This is a genomic window from Shewanella sp. GutCb (assembly GCF_002836135.1).
Taxonomy (GTDB): domain Bacteria; phylum Pseudomonadota; class Gammaproteobacteria; order Enterobacterales; family Shewanellaceae; genus Shewanella.
Genome location: NZ_PJBL01000007.1, coordinates 44,818 through 63,943, shown reverse-complemented (window position 1 = coordinate 63,943; position 19,126 = coordinate 44,818). Strand labels below are relative to the sequence as shown.

At 43.5% G+C, this 19,126-nt stretch carries 17 protein-coding genes and 1 pseudogene; 13 read left to right on the top strand and 5 right to left on the bottom strand.

The window, feature by feature from the left end; genetic code table 11:
• Positions 1-312: pseudogene (locus CXF86_RS06010) on the bottom strand (hypothetical protein); the annotation flags it as partial.
• A 348-nt stretch (positions 313-660) separates the two neighbouring features.
• Here CXF86_RS06010 and CXF86_RS06005 point away from each other — a divergent pair.
• From CXF86_RS06005 to CXF86_RS05970, 9 genes are all read left to right on the top strand, one after another.
• The gene (locus tag CXF86_RS06005; RefSeq protein WP_101093386.1) at positions 661-1,056 is read left to right on the top strand and encodes a nitrous oxide-stimulated promoter family protein; all 396 of its coding nucleotides are present in this window, start codon (positions 661-663) and stop codon (positions 1,054-1,056) included.
• 220 nt (positions 1,057-1,276) lie between these two features.
• Positions 1,277-2,494 carry a SpoIIE family protein phosphatase gene (locus CXF86_RS06000; RefSeq protein WP_232774999.1) on the top strand — a complete coding sequence of 406 codons (1,218 nt, stop codon included), beginning with the start codon at positions 1,277-1,279 and terminating at the stop codon, positions 2,492-2,494.
• Between the two features lie 12 nt (positions 2,495-2,506).
• Positions 2,507-2,839 (top strand): STAS domain-containing protein, encoded by a 333-nt coding sequence (locus CXF86_RS05995; RefSeq protein WP_102038601.1) that lies wholly within the window; start codon positions 2,507-2,509, stop codon positions 2,837-2,839.
• Positions 2,840-2,852: 13 nt separating this feature from the next.
• Positions 2,853-3,191 (top strand): sugar phosphate nucleotidyltransferase, encoded by a 339-nt coding sequence (locus CXF86_RS23025; RefSeq protein ID WP_257985300.1) that lies wholly within the window; start codon positions 2,853-2,855, stop codon positions 3,189-3,191.
• Entirely contained in the window at positions 3,175-3,432 is a 258-nt protein-coding gene (locus CXF86_RS23020; RefSeq protein ID WP_257982783.1) for an NDP-sugar synthase, read from the top strand. Before CXF86_RS23025 ends, CXF86_RS23020 begins: the two co-directional genes overlap by 17 nt.
• A 92-nt stretch (positions 3,433-3,524) precedes the next feature.
• Entirely contained in the window at positions 3,525-3,974 is a 450-nt protein-coding gene (locus tag CXF86_RS05985; RefSeq protein ID WP_257985299.1) for an ATP-binding protein, read from the top strand.
• Positions 3,975-4,034: 60 nt separating this feature from the next.
• A complete protein-coding gene (locus CXF86_RS05980) occupies positions 4,035-4,385 on the top strand; it encodes a hypothetical protein (RefSeq protein ID WP_101097965.1) in 351 nt (116 codons plus the stop codon).
• Positions 4,386-4,396: 11 nt separating this feature from the next.
• A complete protein-coding gene (locus tag CXF86_RS05975; RefSeq protein ID WP_257985298.1) occupies positions 4,397-5,674 on the top strand; it encodes a glycosyltransferase in 1,278 nt (425 codons plus the stop codon).
• Between the two features lie 87 nt (positions 5,675-5,761).
• Complete coding sequence (locus CXF86_RS05970) at positions 5,762-6,088, top strand: Hpt domain-containing protein (protein ID WP_101093390.1); 327 nt, start codon at positions 5,762-5,764, stop codon at positions 6,086-6,088.
• Between the two features lie 270 nt (positions 6,089-6,358).
• Here CXF86_RS05970 and CXF86_RS05965 read toward each other — a convergent pair whose 3' ends face one another.
• Together CXF86_RS05965 and CXF86_RS05960 are read right to left on the bottom strand one after the other, a co-directional pair.
• Positions 6,359-7,399 (bottom strand): hypothetical protein, encoded by a 1,041-nt coding sequence (locus tag CXF86_RS05965; RefSeq protein ID WP_101093391.1) that lies wholly within the window; start codon positions 7,397-7,399, stop codon positions 6,359-6,361.
• Between the two features lie 2 nt (positions 7,400-7,401).
• Positions 7,402-7,899 carry a hypothetical protein gene (locus CXF86_RS05960; protein WP_180961023.1) on the bottom strand — a complete coding sequence of 166 codons (498 nt, stop codon included), beginning with the start codon at positions 7,897-7,899 and terminating at the stop codon, positions 7,402-7,404.
• 113 nt (positions 7,900-8,012) lie between these two features.
• On the opposite strand from CXF86_RS05960, the gene CXF86_RS05955 reads away from it, so the two are divergent.
• The 4 genes from CXF86_RS05955 to CXF86_RS05940 all read left to right on the top strand — a co-directional run bounded on the left by CXF86_RS05955 (position 8,013) and on the right by CXF86_RS05940 (position 14,928).
• On the top strand, positions 8,013-10,673 hold the full coding sequence (locus tag CXF86_RS05955) for a hybrid sensor histidine kinase/response regulator (RefSeq protein ID WP_102038599.1): 2,661 nt from the start codon (positions 8,013-8,015) through the stop codon (positions 10,671-10,673).
• 155 nt (positions 10,674-10,828) lie between these two features.
• Positions 10,829-11,719, top strand: coding sequence for a hypothetical protein (locus CXF86_RS05950; protein ID WP_102038598.1), 891 nt, complete (start codon positions 10,829-10,831; stop codon positions 11,717-11,719).
• Positions 11,720-12,084: 365 nt separating this feature from the next.
• The gene (locus CXF86_RS05945) at positions 12,085-14,154 is read left to right on the top strand and encodes a S9 family peptidase (RefSeq protein ID WP_102038597.1); all 2,070 of its coding nucleotides are present in this window, start codon (positions 12,085-12,087) and stop codon (positions 14,152-14,154) included.
• Between the two features lie 207 nt (positions 14,155-14,361).
• Positions 14,362-14,928: a lipid-binding SYLF domain-containing protein gene (locus tag CXF86_RS05940; RefSeq protein ID WP_101093395.1), complete on the top strand. Its 567-nt coding sequence runs from the start codon at positions 14,362-14,364 to the stop codon at positions 14,926-14,928.
• A 143-nt stretch (positions 14,929-15,071) separates the two neighbouring features.
• Here CXF86_RS05940 and CXF86_RS05935 read toward each other — a convergent pair whose 3' ends face one another.
• Both CXF86_RS05935 and CXF86_RS05930 read right to left on the bottom strand, forming a co-directional pair.
• Entirely contained in the window at positions 15,072-15,656 is a 585-nt protein-coding gene (locus tag CXF86_RS05935) for a hypothetical protein (RefSeq protein WP_102038596.1), read from the bottom strand.
• 431 nt (positions 15,657-16,087) lie between these two features.
• Positions 16,088-19,123: a molybdopterin-dependent oxidoreductase gene (locus tag CXF86_RS05930; protein ID WP_102038595.1), complete on the bottom strand. Its 3,036-nt coding sequence runs from the start codon at positions 19,121-19,123 to the stop codon at positions 16,088-16,090.
• Between the last annotated feature and the right edge of the window lie 3 nt (positions 19,124-19,126).

The window sequence follows — 19,126 nt, the reverse complement described above, 5'->3', positions numbered from 1 at the left end:
TGGCTCTGGCTCTGGCTCTGGCTCTGGCTCTGGCTCTGGCTCTGGCTCTGGCTCTGGCTCTGGCATGATTTGAACAACCTCCCCTTCAATATCAAGCTTTTTATCAATACTCGCCCCTTCATCAGACGAGCTCGACAATTCAGCCGTCGCATCTGGAGTCACGTCTTTAACTTCGGGCTCAACGGCTTCGTTTTCAGCTCGTTCATCCTGAGCTTCTTTTTCTTTTTCATTTTCTTCATTTGCTAATCGCTGAGTACGCTTATAGAGATAAACGCCTATTATAACGAGCAAAATAATGGCAATTACTTTCATTGTGTTCCACCAGTGGTTGGCCAGAGACTCATATGTGAGTCTTGTTATGCATTTTAAAATGCGTAAAAATAGAACGTTATTATTAATGCATTCTCTTTCATACAATCAAGTATTTATATCTCTTTTTTAACCGGGTATCAAAATTAATGCACTATATTGGCCAAAATAGCTCAAAAGACAGCTTTATGAGCAAAAGCTCAGCCTATTTTTACAAAACAGCTATCGATAAACCTAATCGCGCTTAAAGCGCTATTTTGTGCGCACCTTCAAATTTTCAAGCATCCGTTTTGTTTGTCGCGCTCTAGACTTTTATGATGTCAATAACCCAGTAACTGACTAAGGTATACCATGGCTTTCGAACAACTTTTAAGTGGCAAATTGCTTAGCGAGTTTAGAACCATCGTTGCTATGGTCGAAATCTATTGCAAAGCACACCATGAAGGCGGTAATGCTGGCTTATGCCAAGACTGCCAAGATTTTACTGAGTATGCTCATACCCGATTAGATAGATGCCCTTACGGACAAGATAAGCCGACATGCAACAAATGCCCGGTGCATTGTTATAAACCCCATATGAAGGCCAAAGCCAGAGAGATAATGGTCTATGCTGGCCCTAGAATGTTACTGCCACATCCGATTATGGCAATAAGGCACCTGTTATCTGAACGTAAAGACGCACCGGTAAAACCCCCTGTAGAATGTTCAAATCGGCACCATAGAATCAAAGTTAACATTAAAGATTAATGCCTTTTTAAGGCAAGCGCTAAAGTAAAGCTCCTCAAGATATCTACAGCCCCATATTCATCTAATTTTAAAGAGATACAATAATAGCGCGCACGATAACTTTAAATAGTATCGTACGCTTTCTTGTTGGATCAGAATTTCACTACTAGACTTTTGCAAAGTAAACGGACTTATTTGAACAACGGCGCATTGTAGATGCCGCTCGTTAGGAACGTTCAGCATGGAGACTGCCACTTTGACGAAAGAGATCCTCCTCGTAGAAGACAACAAAGTCATGCTGTTGATGATGTCGCAAATGTTAACTTCTCGTGGCTATCAAGTCGTTACCGCTAAGCATGGTTTAGATGCACTCACTCAACTAGACTCGCATCCCAATATTCAATTAGTGCTCAGTGACTGGATGATGCCCCAGCTCAACGGCATTGAACTCTGCTATCACCTTAAGTCCCCCCAATATTGCCGCTACATATTCTTCGTACTGCTCTCTGGCCGCGATGATAAAGACTCCATTGTTGAAGGTATCAACGCGGGGGCCAATGATTTTGTAGCAAAAGATACCAATATCAATGAACTAGATGCGAGACTCAAGGCAGGGTTCAGAACATTAGAGCTGCACAACCAACTCGTTGCCAAGAACATTGAGCTCGACCGAGCCTACGCAACCATTAAACAAGATTTAGAGTCTGCCAATGATCTCATTCAACGTATGCTGCCTGAGCAAACCCATTTTAAAGGTGCTGACATTAACTACACCCATATTCCCAGCGCACAGATTGGCGGCGATATGCTTGGCTGTATGCAGTTAGATGAAGAGCATATTGCTGTCTACTTATTTGACGTCGCGGGTCACGGCGTCACCTCAGCCTTAATGTCTTTCTCGATTCAGCAAAGTATCAGCTCTAATTCAGGCACCGCCTCGAATGTAAAATGCAAAAAAGACACCGAGCCCTTTTATAGCCTTATCGAGCCAAGCGAAGTCATTTCACACCTAAATCAAAGCTATATAAGCCAAGATCAAAACAACCTTTATTTCACGATGGTGTACGCCGTGCTGAATACTAAAAACGGGTTACTTTCTTACTCTTTTGCCGGACACCCACCGATGATCTGGCTACAGAAATCAAAGAGTCACTGTGAATTTATAGAACAAGACAGCTTTGTTGCAGGCATGTTCGACTTTGCAGACTACCACACAGACCAAGTGCAACTTCAGCCCGGTGATAGAGTTTTCCTCTATTCCGATGGGATAACAGAAGCAGAAGATCAACAGAAAAACCAATACTCTGAAGCGGGGTTAAAACAGCTCGTTCTAACACTAAGTAATGAGCCTAGCGGCACACAGACTGACACCATTGTCACCAGAGTCAGTGCTTGGAGTGGCGCAATGCAGTTTGATGATGACATAAGCCTGCTTGCCCTTGAATGGCAAGGCGAATAAAGAGGAAATATTATGCAATTTGATATTATTGAGAAAGGTCAATACACCATAATTCAAGTGAACGAAGGCAGATTTGATGCAAAACTGGCTCCCGCATTCAGAGAGCAGATAGCGCTAATCAAAGGTAATATCCGCGAGCAGTTAGTCCTTGATTTAGGTCAAGTTCGCTTTATGGATAGCTGTGGCCTAGGCGCTGTAATGGGTGCTTATAAAATGCTCAGCAACATCAAAATTAGTATTGTGAATCCACAAAAAACGGTAATCGATCTTCTCAAGCTAACCCGTATGGATAAGCTCATTCTAAGCCATCCAACCATTGAAGATGCGCTGGCTTCAACCGCTTAAAGAGGTAGATGTTATGAAAGGAATGATTCTCGCCGCAGGAAAAGGCACTCGTATTAAGCCAATATCTTACACAATTCCAAAGCCAATGCTCCCTATACTCGGCAAATCAGTAATGGAGTCTATGAACCAATTATCCGCTAAGAATGGAATAGACAAAATAAATAGCAACATCAGCCACTTAGTCGGAATTATTGAAAACTATTTTGGAGGCACCCACCATTTCAACGTGCAGCTTTCCTATCCATATGAAGCAACTGAAGTTAACTGTAAATTTGTCAGCCAAGCGTTAGGCTCTGCTGGGGATATGCGAAAAGTACAAGATCCACGGAGGTGTTGTGACAGACAAATATGAGCAAGTGGTTAGCTTTCAAGAAAAACCACTAGAGTCAGAAGCTCTTTCTAACAAGATTAATACCGGGATCTATATCTTCGAGCCTGCCATTTTTGATTTTATTCCTAAAGACATAGAATTCGACATTGGCAGCGACCGGTTCCCTCTACTTGTAGAAAGAAAGGCACATTTTTATGCCGTTAATATGGACTTTCAGTGGCTAGATGTCGGTAAAGTCAAAGATGTTTCGGAGATATTTTAAACGGCAAAGTAAAGGGCTATCCCATTCTGGGGACACAGCTGGCCCCTAAAGCTAATCCCGTGCCGCTACAGCAAGTTAAATAAGGTTAGTTTATGGACGTGAACACAAGGAAGTTTCACAAAGAATATCTCAGTAGTTTAGAGGCTTCTAGAGAAGTCGCTGATGACATAGTGCCTTACTGGAATAGCCTAGGGCTTGATGAGCCAATAGTCGGTCAAATGGAGCTTTGCCTGGTTGAAGTCGTTAACAATGTTTTTGAGCACGCCTATGGCAATAATGAGGGTCACAAGTTTGAAGCGACTTCGTATCTGACCAATACCAAAGATCTTATCGTTGAGATCTCTGACTTTGGTCAATCCATACCTCATGGTGTTCTTGAAGAGTTACTCAAAACGGACTTTATTGAGCCCCTAGCAGATGATCCCAAAACTTGGCAGCAAAGCCGAAGAGGACTGAAGATCATTCTAGAACTGTCAGACAAGTTAGAATATTTTTCGCACCAAAATCGCAATACCTTAAAGCTACAACGTAGCGCAAGCTAACCCAATACCTAACCACTTTTCAGTCGACAAGACCCGACTTTATGCTTCCGGAAGATGGAAATGTGCCTTATCGTACCGATAAAAATAAGTGCACCAGCCACAATTAATGAATGCATCAATGATCCGATGGATGACAGGCATATTTGGGCCGCGACTCAACCTCAGCTTAAAGAGACCACTAGCGTCTCCAACACGTCTTCACAAGAGAGGACTAAGCCAACGAATCGGCTTCGCATTATTAACCAAACACAAGAATTGAAAGTAGAGTCATTGCAAAAACCACAGATTGAACCCATTCCGCTGACGAAAGAAATAGCACCTTGCTGTTTTACCAATCTATTACTACATTTTAATAAGCTTGATGTTAGTGCTGTATCAGCACTCAAGCGCTCAGGAAGAGTTAATCAATGAAAGGATTCATTATGAGAATACACAAAGAAGATCTCGAACAAATTTGCCGCGCCGCGAGCAACCAATTTGACTTAACTGAATCCTCCCACCAAATTAGCCTACTCGAGCTGGCCGACTCTCTATTGGATCTAAAATACACCTCTCCAGCGCAACTTGTCGCATTAGCACAAAAAGAAGATTGCCCACTGGCATTTAAGTTAGCCGTTAAGCTGGTGCAGTCGCGCAAATACTTACGACAGATAAACACTCCTATCTCGATTGGTATCGTCTTTGCCATGTGGGGGGAACATCATCGTCTACTAGAAAAAAGTGCCACTAATATCAATGGTGAAAACTCATTGCTGACTAAGGTGACCCAACTGATGTGGGCGTGTAAAGGCACCAAAGTGGACTGGCATTTATACCCCGTTGATGATGGCTGTCCTCACGGCAGTTTCGATATTGCTAACCGTATTGCCAATCGCAGTACCCAGCCAGAGAAAATATCCGTACTCAACCTCAAAGATGGAATAAGTAACAACCATGGCCCTTTAGCCACACTCAATGATGTTGATGATTCTAGAAAAGGCGGCGCTATCATTTATGGTTGTATGCAAGCCCTCTCTGATGGTGTTGATGCGGTTATTTATACCGATGCTGATAACTCTGTCCATATGGGGCAACTCGGGCTAATACTGGCGCCTTTTGTGGCAAATAACTCTCAAGTTGTGCTCGGAAATCGTAAAGATCCCCGATCTATTGTGGTCAAACAAGAACAACGCTGGGGGATCGGTATTAAAACCCTCAGACACATGCAAAGAATGGTTGGTTCACCCATTTTTTCCAAAGGTATTCACGACACTCAAGCCGCTTACAAGCTCTTCAGCCGTGAGGCACTGCAGCATATTTTAATGAAACCCAGCGTATTTGACTTCTCATTCGACACTGATTGGATTCTAGCCGCGATGCAACACCAACAAAGCATTGCCACCGTTCCTTTCGTCAGTATTGACTCCGCCGCCGAATCAGCCTCTATCATCCAAGGGCCAATGAGTACTTGGTTAATTTTATTAAAAGGTTTAGTCAAAGCGCTTCGAGCAAGAGGTGCTGATTACAACAAAGAGATGGCTCAGTTAATTGATAACGAGGTACAAACGACTGAAGATTTAGAGCGCATTATTGATTTACTTCCAGATGAGCTCGTAAATGCAAAAGATGATGAATTAGGTGATGTTCAACTTATGAGCCCTAAAGCATTAGCGTCTTGGCTAGCTAAGGTTAAAGCTAAGCAACTCATTACCACCGCTTAACTGCGCCTGTATGCCAATATTTGACTCACTGACACCTCATATCAAACACCCGGTTTCAGTCAACAGATAAAAGCAAAGGATGTAACAATGATAGAGGTTAATGAATTAAGAGCGCTATGTGGCGACGATGACTCCATGGTGAAAATGCTACTCACCATTTACTTAGAAGAATATGGCGAGAGTGATAGCATACTCAAGAATCGTTTCTCCAGTGACGATGTCGACGGCTTGTTTCAAATATCCCATGAGCTTAAAGGTATGTTTAGTAATTTATGTGCCAAAGAAGCAATGACATTAGCTCAAGTAATCGAATCCAGCTCTCAAGCAGGATCACTTCCAGACCAAACCGCAATCAACGATTTATGTGGAAAAATAAAAGAGATTAACCAGCAAATTGAAAGGATATTGCAATAGGTCCTACATTGCGACGACTCATATTGAAGAAAGAGCATACTCCATATCGCAGTGTGCTCTTTCGCTATATTGAGCACTGTTAACGGTCAATAGAATCACAGAGAGTCCCAAGCCTTATATTGAGTGCGAGTTATTCCTAATAATGCTTATCAAGTATTATTTAAAACAGTTTCTGACGATCAATCCTCTTTTGCTCTACACCCTTGAGCTCTACCACTGAGTCTTTTAATAGCATCAGCGTATATAAGCTTTACGAACTATTATCCATAATCAAAACACAAAATTAACCGTGAGACTCAGTAAGTCGACATCATCTTTTTCAGCATATACCAGTGGTGAAGTGACAAACTGTGCTCGATTACCCGGTTCGTGTGAAAAGATAGATTGCATCTCAAGATTCAGTGAAAGGGTCGAAGTGGCATCGTAACGAAGTCCTAAAGTCACTCCTTGACTTTCTCTAAGCTCGTGACTCTCGGCATATACTAAGTAAGGTGTAAAATCATCGAGTGCATAACCGACACTGGCATACCAATTAATTTGCAGCTCGTCATATTCTAACTCCGCCATCCACTGCCAAGCATCCAAACTGTACTCCGCTCCCACAGTGTAAACATTAAGTTTATCGGTGGTTGGGGAAGGTCGTTGAATATACTGTGATTGCATAAATCCTGTATGAATTCGATAATTAAAACCAATTAAATCAATGTACAAACCCGTGATATAGTCGGTATCGAACTGTAATAAAGTGCCTCCCAACTCCACCTCATTAAGTCGCTCAAACCCATAGTAAGGCGAGATAGTGAGCGATATTTCATCCGATATTTCATATTGCCAAGCCAAAGAAATACCGTCGTAGGAGGTAAAGCCCAAAATAGCATCGTAAACCTCTTCTGGCGGTCGCGCCCATGTATAAGCCTGGCCAACATAATAAAATTCAGAGACGAGAAATAACGGTAAACGCAGTCGTCCTGCCCGCACTTCAAAATCAGCAAACTCATAGCCTAAATATGCCCACTCCAGTTCTGGATCGCTCCAGTCATCTTGGGTACGTTTAACCACTTGAGCTGATGCGTTAACCCCCTCAAAAATATCAATATCAAGTTGTAAGCCAAACAAGGTATCGCAGTCATAACAAATTTCATCGCTAATCTCGCGGCTAATAAATAACGGGGTTTTATTGTCTGTTTTGCTGATCGACGTCGAACCAAAACCACTCAGCAAAATGTTATCTGTAAGATCTATTCCCGCTTCTGCATTTGCTGTAATGCCTAAGCTCAATAATAAAATACTGTACTGACGGTTTAATAACATGGCTACTCTCCCTGTGGCACGGTAATTAAGATATTCACTTCATCCGGAACCGACTCAACCGGCGCATACGCGATACCATTGGGGTTTTCATTTAGCCACTTTAGGATCTGTTTTATATCATCACTATCGAGCTCTTCGGGTGGTGAGCCTTTGCCAGAGAAAGCTAATCCTGCCCAATAGCCATTCATCTGTGACACAGATTTACCCAGCAACATGCTGTAGAACTCTTCGCGATGCATAGAGGTTTCGGGTAGATCAACCAACACAATTTTGAGACTGCCGCCGACTTTTTTAGACTTACCTCGATATAACATTCTGGCTTTGCTTTTACTCAAGGGAGGTAAATCATTATTGAGGCTAAAAATTGCAAACTCGACCTCGGAGCTTTCATCCGCGTCAGTTTCTAACGCCCAGAGTGAAGGGGATAGGGAGAGAGTCGCCATCAAAATGACTAATTTTGTATTAAAAAAAATGGCACCAAAGTCTAATCCATTAAACATATAAAAACCTTCAATCCTAGATAGTTTTTTGTACTTTTGTACTATGCTGAATATAGTCAAGAGTCATGCAATACACAAGGACATGACTAGCACGTTCAATTCAAGGAGTAGAAATGAACTTATTGAATCGTATTTCAATAAAAACAAGGATGTTGGCATTAGTATTACTACCTTTATTGTTTACGGCATTTTTATCCGCATTGGAGATAAAAAAGCAAACCAATAATGTCCAAGCACTCAACACTCTCAACCACAAGATCTCCTTTTTAGAATCATTTTCTGCACTCAATATCAAAATCAACCAAGCTAGAGAGCAGCTATACGCTCAAGGTGATTCATTCGTATTGACTGACTTCACGCCGATAGTCGCGGAATTACCCCTGATACTTCCCAAGGCATTCACCACAAAAAATATCGATGATATCCAAGCATGGTTTAATAGCACTAAAGATGCCTTAACAGAATCGCCTGAGCTGACACAAGTAAGTATTGTTGATTGGTCTACTTGGATAAACGAGTTGCAAACACAAGCGCTAATGATGCTAGAAAAAGATAAGCTAGATGTACCTGAGCATATTAACCAAAACCTCACCATATTATTTCAATTGCAATGGCTATCGCTTTGGTCCGCAGAAGAGAAATGGCTTATTAACCAGTTACTCATCGATAGAAATAATACCGAGCTGTTGACTCAATTAAACATGAGCACAGAAAGGCAGCAGCTCTATGTGGAACGCTTTATCAATATTAGCGCCAAACCTGAACAAGTCGATCTTCTACTGACGACATTTTCAGACAAAGCATTTGAACAAAGCTACCAACTGCGCCGCAATATTCTGCATGAAGATATTTTGGTTGATAGCCCAGAGTCTAATTTGAAAGCCTTTAGTCAACGCTTAAGCCTCATTCAGTTTGTGGTGACCAAATTTTCAGATCAATTGACCACTAAAATCCACAGTGAAATATCACAATCAAAAAAGCTGATCATCGTTTTTTGTACTGCTTTATTTGCATCGTTAATCATCATCGGAACCATTGGCGCCAACCTCTATCGACGCATTCTTAACTACCTGCATCATGTAATAACAACCATGTCTAACATAGAGGAAACCCGTGACTACTCCAATAATATTAACGAAAACGGTAATGATGAACTCAGCTTGTTTTCCAAAAAACTGAATAATCTAATCCATGAACGTTACTTAAATGATGAGAAAATTTTACGGGCTAAATCTGATGCGGAAAAAGCCAACCAAGCTAAAAGTTCATTTCTCGCCAATATGTCCCATGAAATCAGAACACCATTAAACGGCATTATTGGGATGTCTGAAATTCTTGCTGGCACCAAACTGACCCCCGTACAAAACGAGTACCTGCAAACGATCGAAACATCATCACATACCTTACTATTACTGATTAACGATATACTGGACTTGTCTAAGATTGAGTCTGGAAACCTTTCCATGACCAACACCGATGCCAATATTGCCGAGGTCGTCTACGACACGTTAACCATGGTATTAGCGAAAGTGGTAGAGAAAAATCTCGACCTGCAAATTGATATCCCGACAAATATTCCTTACCTCATTGCACTCGACGAACACCGCATGCGACAAGTCCTGATGAACTTATTGTCGAATGCAGTCAAATTTACCAGCGAAGGCTTTATAAAAGTGGCTATCAGCAGTCGTTTTGATGAAAAGCCATATGCCAATATGCAGATTAAGATTTATGACAGCGGCATAGGGATAGCAGAAGATAAGCAGCAACAGATATTCTCTCCATTTACCCAAGAAGATGGCACTATCACTCGCCAATTTGGTGGCACAGGCCTAGGTCTTGCGATCTGTAAGCAGTTGGTCGAATTAATGGGCGGTGATATCAAAATCAGTTCAAAAAAGGGCAAAGGCAGTTGCTTCTCCGTTGAACTAAAAGCGCGAATTATTGCGCAAGAAGCGCCTGGGAAAGATGAGTTCAAGCACCTTACCGCGGCATTAGTATCCAGTAACAATCACATTATTGAAACCATTGAGGATGCCTGCATCAGACAGGGGTTTAGGCTCAATTATCATTATTTATCTTGCTTTGATCTCTTACAAGATAAACAAAAGTTTGACCTGCTTTTTATTGATAATGCCTCTATTACTAGAGACGCCTTAACGACATTACCTGAGTTGTTAACTCAGCAAGATATCTTTACGATTGCCATCAACACCCCATCAGAGCAGCGTACGCTTGATAATATTGACTCCACCATCACACTTCCATTACTCGGGAAACGACTTGGCAATGCTATTCGTAACGGTATAGAAAATAGAGTACTGCGCGCAGAAAGCGCACCTGAAGCTGAGCAAGATACCAGTGACAACAACCCCGATGATACAAAAATAAACGTCGTGATTCTTATCGTCGAAGACAACTTGGTCAATCAAAAAGTCGCTTCACTGCTTGTGAAACAAGCTGGGTATGACTTTGTTATTGCTAATAATGGACTCGAAGCATTCGAGTTCATCAGTAAAGGGGAAGTCATTAACGCTGTTTTAATGGATTGTATGATGCCCATTATGGACGGTTTTACCGCAACTGAAAAAATCAGGGCATGGGAGGAGTTAAACTCAGAACAACGACTCCCTATCATCGCACTGACCGCCAGTGTATTAGATCAAGATATTGAGAAATGCTATGAATCCGGCATGGATGACTACCTCGCTAAACCCTTTAAAAAGGATGCGTTGATCGACAAGCTAAAGCAAGTCTCTAAGGTTGCCAGCTAAACCTCTTCAAATATAACGCCCCACGTCGGTGATCCCCTCAACTACAATGTCATTATGAGTCAAAAATAATCCCCTTTCAAAATGAAAGGGTACCCATGCTCTGGTTCAATATTCAACTTGCATCCCGATGATTAATAGTATGAAATAACAGCAATATGAATGAGTTTAATGACTTTGTATCACAAGGATATTGGTGGCTCTCTTTGCTTGGCGGTCTTCACTGCTTAGGCCTAGGTTTATACATCCGTTATATCTATCGCGAAAAGAACGGTAACCAGAAGATTTTAGGCAGCATATTCAGCCTAATGACGCTGTATTTTTTTACCGGTCTACTCACCAAAGATAACGCTCCTGCGCCAATCCATTTTATCTTTATCTTGATTATCCCAATCTACTTTTTATTGATGCCGATGCTCTATTTATACTGTCATCGAAGTTTAAACGACGCAAAAGCACCCAGCGGATTTTCACCTCACTTCTTTCCTGCTTTGTTCGTCGCCATGACGGTATTAGCAACCGTCGGTTACCGTGTATTAAACCAAGGGGAACTGCCAGACATATCATTGAGCTTCAATTCAGGTTTAAGCCATCTAAGTCACCTAAGCCTTCTGGGAGCTGCGTTGCCAGGGCTGTTGTTTATCCAAACGGCGCTCTATTTTTACTTTATTTTAAAAATGCTTAGTCTCTATCCAAGCCGTACATCCAGATTACATCAAGAGAGCCTTAAGGACATAAAATTCCGCTGGCTGCTGGTACTGACTCTGGCGTTAATGAGTAATTGGATTGTCAGAGCCGTACTGGTCATCTTACCTTTTTATTTCGGCGAAGAACTTATTCACATTAACCATGTGGCGGCAAAATTGGTCCTGCTGCTCACCGTTTATATTCTGGCCATTTATGGCTTAAAACAGATCACCTACGCCGCATTTTTACGTGGAAGATTAGCACAGTCGCAGCAAAAATCGCCGATGAAGGCCAGTCAGCAACTGCTCAGTTCAGAAGAACTCGCCTACTTGCAAAAGTTAATGCAAGATGAAAAAAAATAAGCTAAATACCTGACATATTTCATGGATTTCATAACGCTAGTTGCGATAGGGTGTCATACCAATTGCACTAAGTATCTGTTCATTCAGTGGGAACTCAAAGCACTAAAGGCAAGCTGGGAACTCGATGCTAAATAGTTATTCGATATTAAGCGTTCCCCACGTAACAGGCTGAGCTTTGAACCCACCAGAAGCATTCCATTGCGGCTTTGCATTGACTTACAAGGGACAAATCATTTTCTCACCAATGCGTCTGGAACTGAAAAGATTGAGCATTTCTGAATTAACACTCTATTTAATGCAGCTGGTATTAGCGCTTATCTCATTATAAAAATTATAGAAAGACCTTGAAGGGTAGGAACAACCACATGAAAAAATTCAACAAGCTAACCCTGCTTGCTACCGCAATGGCAACATTGCTCGGTACCAGTATGGTGACCGCTGCAGCAGAAAAAACGCACGACATTATTATCGATGACTTTTTTGATATTGGTGGAATGAGTTCAGTGACATTAAGCCCCAATGGTAAAAAAGCACTTTGGCTAGAGACCCGCTGGGACAAAGAACTGGATAAGAGCCAGCGAGATCTCTGGCTGCTGGACACTGAAAGTGGTAATTCTAAACGCCTCACATTCACCAATGAAAGTGAATCCAGCCCACAATGGAGTCCAGACGGGCAACATATCTACTTTCTCGGCAAGGTAAAACAAGAAGCGGCCAAAGCACCTTACAACGGCAAGACACAAATCTTCCGCATCGCAGTCGCTGGCGGTGACATGCAACCGATGACTAAAGAGGTCGAAGGCGTTAGCGGATTCCAGCTAAGCCATGATGGTAAGAGCGTGTATTTTTTAGCCACTAAAACAGTTAAAGATAAAGATGACTGGGCCTCGATGCGTGCAGACCACTCAGCCCCTAAATATGGCCATGGCGAACGTAAAACGAACCCGCTATACCAACTTGACCTGCAACACTTTAAGCAACAGCTATTAATCGATGACGATAAAGTGGTTTGGGAATTTAAAGTCAATGAAGATGGCAGCAAAATTGCCCGTATCACCACTGACGATAATGAGTTAGTTCGGTTAGAAGGTTGGTCTGATGTCGAGATATTCGATACCAAAACAAAAACCAATAACACCCTCGCCGATACGCAATGGCGCGACCAAGCCCCTTCACCTTACGGCTGGTTATTAGGCTTAAATTGGCGAGAAAACAATAACCAACTCGCCTTTAGAATCGATTTTGACGGCCATCCAGGTAAGCTCTTTATTGCCAATGCGAAAGCAACAGAAGCCCCATCGCTCGAAGTCACACGTAGCGGAGATGTCACCTTAAACTCAGGCGATATAAAATGGAGACCCAATAGTGATGAGATCTGCTATCGCGGCGCAGATCATGCTCGAGTAAAGCTATTCTGTACTGAAATTGACGGTGACGAACAGGGCGACACGCGCACGGTCATTAATGGCGATATGGTCATTGGCAGCTACAGCTTTAGCCAAAATGGTAAACGCGTTGCCTTTAGCCACAACGGTCTAGATCACTTTGCTGATATGTTTATTGCGGATGCCAATCGCAGTCGAGCCAAAGCAGAACGCCTGAGTAATATCAACCCACAAGTCGAGAGTTGGAAGCTCCCTCAAATATCCATCGTGAGCTGGAAAGCACCTGATGGTAGTGTTGTCGAAGGGATATTGGATTTGCCAGCCGACTATAAAAAGTCCGACGGTCCGTTACCATTAGTGGTGCAAATTCATGGTGGCCCAACATCAGCAACCCCCTATGCTTTACAGCATCGCTCTTATGGCCGTTCAACATTCACCGCCAAAGGTTGGGCATTACTGTCACCGAACTATCGCGGTTCTACCGGTTATGGTGATAAGTTCTTAACCGATTTAGTCGGTAAAGAACACGACATTGAGGTAAACGACATTATTGCAGGGGTCGATCAGCTTATTAGCGACGGTATTGTTGATGGCGACAAAATGGCAGTGATGGGCTGGAGTAACGGCGGTTACCTAACTAATGCCTTGATCAGCACCACTGAACGTTTTAAAGCAGCAAGCTCTGGTGCCGGTGTTTTTGATCAACGCCTGCAATGGATGCTTGAAGACACCCCTGGCCACGTAATCAACTTTATGGAAGGTCTGCCTTGGGAAAAACCTGAAGCCTACACCCAGGGTTCATCACTCAGCCATGTCGATAAAATCAAAACACCAACGCTTATCCATATAGGTGAAAATGACCAGCGAGTGCCAGCGGGTCATGCACAGGGGCTATATCGCGCTCTCAAGCATTATCTCAATGTACCGGTTGAGCTCATTGTTTATCCTGGCGAAGGCCATGGATTAAGCAAGTATCAACATCGTAAAGCCAAAATGGAGTGGGATCAGAAATGGTTCGAGCATTACGTACTCGACAAGCCCATTAAATAGCAGCTCCAACACATAACAAAAGCGCCTATATTGGCGCTTTTTTGTTATCCATTCACCTGCCTTTACATCAACAACAATGACTTTAGCCTTGGTTAATGCTAAAAATGACTGCCATGGTTAACGAAGTTTGATGGGCCATTCATTTTCGGTTCAGCTTAACTATGCTACAACTAAATACTGACACATGAGCAGCTAAAGGAGATTGAAATGAAACACTTATTCAGAAAAATAACCGGCACTCTTTGCTTAGTTGCCAGTCTCGCCGTGGCGCCACAAGCCTTAGCAGAAGATGGCTATACTCAAGCTAAAACTACTTTCCAACAAGCCAATCAAACTCAAAAATTCTTCGATAGCGCATATGGTTACGCGCTTTTTCCGACCGTAGGTAAAGGCGGAATTGGTATAGGTGCCGCTTACGGTAAAGGACGCGTCTATCAAGGTGGCAACTATCAAGGCGATACCAGCCTAACCCAAGTTTCTTTCGGTTTTCAGCTCGGTGGCCAAGCTTACAGCGAAGTTATCTTTTTTAAAGATAAAGCAGCTTATACTGATTTCACTAGCGGCAGCTTTGAATTCGGCGCACAAGCCTCTGCCGTCGCGATTAACATTGGCGCCAATGCACAGGCAGGTACGACAGGAAATTCAGTAGGAGCAGGTAAAAAAGCAGCATCAGCATCTTATATCAACGGCATGGCTGTGTTTACTGTCGCCAAAGGTGGCTTAATGTTTGAAGCCGCATTAGCTGGACAGTCTTTTACTTTTGAAGAGAAATAGGCTCAACGGAATGCAGAGACGAGGGCGTGACTTAGTCACTTCGTAATAAGCTAAGACGGCAAGACTCGGACAATAACTCTAGGTTCTAGCAATTGAAAACTAGAACCTAGACGCATCACATCCCTTCACTTAAACAAAATGCCTTACTTATGTCCCCAAGGTGCTGGCGGTAGTGCAACTGGCTTAGTAAGATCAAAGTCGACTCTGAAATCTCTCTCATCACGAGTCAAACGATAGGTGAATTCTGTTGGCTTGGTGTACATATGCCAAACATTGGTAATGGATACATCCAGTCCGTTGTCTCTAAAATTGTTAATTGAATAGGCATCGACAGGAAAGGACTGCTCAGTCGCACTGCCCATACCAGCTGTCATGCCACCATACATAGTCACCTTGTCTTCGCTACCATCTTTATGGCGATGATCATGGGCTAAATGCAAACCATATGAGGTTTTAGTGATCACCCAAGTGCGAGAGTGATCATCACCAACGTGAAACGGTACTTTAAGTTCAGTGTCACTGCATTCGCGTACATGCATAATCAGTTTCTTACCGCTAAAGGCTGAATCGGCAGTATTACCCGCTGTAACCGTCCCTTCAAAAGCTTTACCACAATGCGCTGCGATGCTATCAAAAAAAGCTGTTTGCTCTGTGGTTACTGCCATCGCAGGCAAGGCAAAAGTCGCAGCCGTCAAAAGGCCAATCTGTGAGTATTTTGTTATTTTCATTATTATCTCCAATGATTTGCGACCAACACTACCATAAAGAGATAAATTTTAGCTTAAGCAGCGAAAAGCCCCTCAGCCAAAAAGAATACTGAGGGGGAAATGTTGCAGGATGAAATGAGTTACGCTTGTTTGAGGTGTAAATTTATCGCCGGAAACATCTAATTTAGACGCTAATCTGTATAACGATTTAAAAACGCCCCCGAAGTTAATCTGCGGGGGAGTTTGTCTTCAATAGTATTTAAACTTTCTCTACTCAGATTGGAATGCCATGACGACAGTTGGTTCCAGTCCAATAATCATTGAGCATACTGGCACTTTGTTTGCGCGTTGGATCTGAACCTGAGATCACCTGCTTAAACACTAGCAAGTATTACAATGCTCAATAGATCCCTCCCCTCCAGATGTGAGAGGGATCCACGGTTCAATCGTAATTAAGCTTTCTCAACGCGAATTGGAATACCGTGTCGGCAGTTAGCACCGGTCCAATAATCATTGAGCATACTGGCATTTTGTTTACGCGTTGGATCGGACGGGATCATTTGATTAATCGCGACACCGCCAGCACGCTCTTTTAAGCCCGCCAACTTTTTACCATTAATCACTCGATCGTCACCACCAAAGCCCTTTGAATGACCAAAGCCATGAGACACACATACCGCCCCTCTTGCCACGCCAAAGTCTGTTTGCAATAAACCCTCGGCAGGCTTGCCATTGGCGGTCACTAATCTCACTGTGTCACCGTCGGTTAAGTTTTGGGCTTTTGCCGTCTCTTCATGCATATAGACAAAGTTAGTCGGGCTGATCTCAGCAATACGTTTGTAGGCAACTGCATAATTTGATCTCACCGTTGCTTTGTAACTTGAAAACAGCAATGGATAGTCAGCTTCTGGCCAGTGACTTTCCCAGCTATCGCCATTCCAGAATCGATGCTGATGATAGGTAATCGTGCCTGGGTAATGCTCACCAGAATAGGCATGACGTAGCTGTGCAACCGCTTCATGGTAGATCTGCAGACATTTTGCCCCTGCACCCTTCACAAACTCACCTTCATAGCGTTCATCTGCCACATAGTAGCCACCACGAGATAGCAGTGCTTCAACTTCACTAGCCTCGTTAGGGTTGAGTCTTGGCGTCAACGGCTTCATTGCATAATCAAGTCCAGCCCATTGCCTATCTTCAGCCGTAACCGTCGGCAAGTTTTCGCATTGTGATGCCACATTTGCCAGATATTTAGCGTGCCAATCTTCAAAACAAAGCAAGTCAGCCTTGCTGCCATCCTCATGATCAATCGCGCCTTTACCAAAGCCGGGAAGCGCCATATTGAGTGCGATATCGACTAACAACTGCTCCATACAAACATGTTGACCCGCTTCGTTTTTAACGGTTCTTGGTGTCACTAATGGCGCTGCTGCAACCACGCCCAACATATGCGAACCCCACATACGGTCTGCGGCATACTCTTCTAGCATTGAGCGATCAGGAATAAAATAATCAGCGTAACGATTCGTCTCATTCATGTGGCAATCAATGCCAATAATTAACGGTAAACGTTTAGGGTCAGCAATACTTGCAACCACTTCTTGGCTAATAGAGGCTGCGCTATAAAGAAAGTTATTACGCCAGTTAAACAAGACCTTAGCTTGATACGGGTCGTTATTGGCATGACTCGTCCACTGCTCTGCTGCATTCATTGCCGGCAGAACCTCATGCCACGGCGTGCTAGCAGGGTATGGGTTTTCACCTTTAGCGAGTTTTTGTTTATATTCAGTCGATGACTCATAAGCACCATCACGACAGGCATTAACCACCCCGTCCAAGCTCACGCCATTGTCGATATTGGCTAAATCATAGCGACCTTCCATTCCACCAATCGGCCCGTTACCGTAAATAGCACCACCCTTAGCGTCATGACTGCCCACTAGGGTATTTAATGTTGCCCAGATCCAGCCCATAACGAAACCGTCAGACGAATTTGTGCCACCATTACCAGCAACACAGGCTTTACGACCGTAACGACCTAAATCTTTTGCCACTTGGCGCATATCTTCAATCGCAATACCCGACTTAGCGGCGTACTCTTTCATGCTGGTACGTTGTGTTTCTTCTCTTAACAAATACAACGAGGACGCTAATTTAACCCGACGACCCGATTTGTCTTTAACGGTTTTACTGACAAAGAGCTCAGCCTTGTCACCTGATTCAACAGACACGAACTCTTGCGTATCGGCATTAATAATCAGCGCTTCGTCTCCACCTAAACCAAAGTCTTTTGCCTTTGCAAAACGGCGGTAATCGGGGTGCTTCGCATCTACAATGACTAAGTGACCCGCATTGGTAAAGTTAAGCTCGCCTGCAGCTTTAGCCGCTTTCTCGCTGGCGCCTTCAAGGTGGGTTTTATTAAACCAACCCTCTTCTAGCATGGTACGAATCACACCAAAAGAGAACGCTGCATCTTGTCCAGGTTTAACCGCTAACCATGTTGCATTGGTATCGGCTGCTACTGTGGTTCTGAGCAGTGGATCAACACACACATATTTGAACTTTCGATCGACTCGACTATCAGCAAGTCCACGACCGACGCGGTTAAGGCTTGCACCTGAAGAACCAGGGCTGGTGCCCATAAACAAGCCATATTCGACATTATCCCAATCAACATCATTGAGCCACTCTTCAAAGCCTGAAGCCATGCCTAAGCTATAACCCGTCGCTTGAGCTGCACCGCAGTAAGCATGCTTAGTGCCTAAGTTACTCGTACCCCAAGACTGTTGCATAAAGCGAGCGTAGAAGCTGCCGCGTAAGGTATCTTCGGCGCAGTAGGTGGCAAACAGGTGGTTCGCCGCACTGCCAAACTCAGGGAAACCAGGCTTAACCGGTTTGTCGAGTTGACGTAAACTGCGTAAACCTTCGACATGGCCTTCACCAAAGAGATCGCCGCCTTCTAAAATTTCTTTTAATGCTTGCTCATAACTAATGGTGACCCACTTACCTTCACCCCGTTGACCATCACGCTTAAGCACATCAGTGACACGGCGTTCGTCATCAACAGAGTCGGCACAACTGGCTCCTTTAGCACAGGTAGTGGCACGGTTTTCGAGTCCAGCCTCACCCGCTAAAGCAATATAACTTTGCTTAACAGCCATCGCTATCGGCAATGGAGAACCAGAGTTATTCTCACAGTATGGATTACCACCGACTTTGAGCACTTTGTCACTGGCTTCGTCAATACGCACTCGAAGACCACAAATGTTATAACAACTGAAACACCTAGAATATGCTGTACGTACACCTTTAGTGAGTTGCCATTGCCCATTAGCATCTTGCTGGCACTCTGCTGGGATCGGATGACCAAAACGACTGACATCTTGGCTGCGTTCAGAATCTGTAGGTTGAGCCATCTTGCCACAACCCACTGTAGCAGCAGCCACAGAAACAGCGCCCGCTTGCGTTAAAAATTTACGTCTGTCCATTAC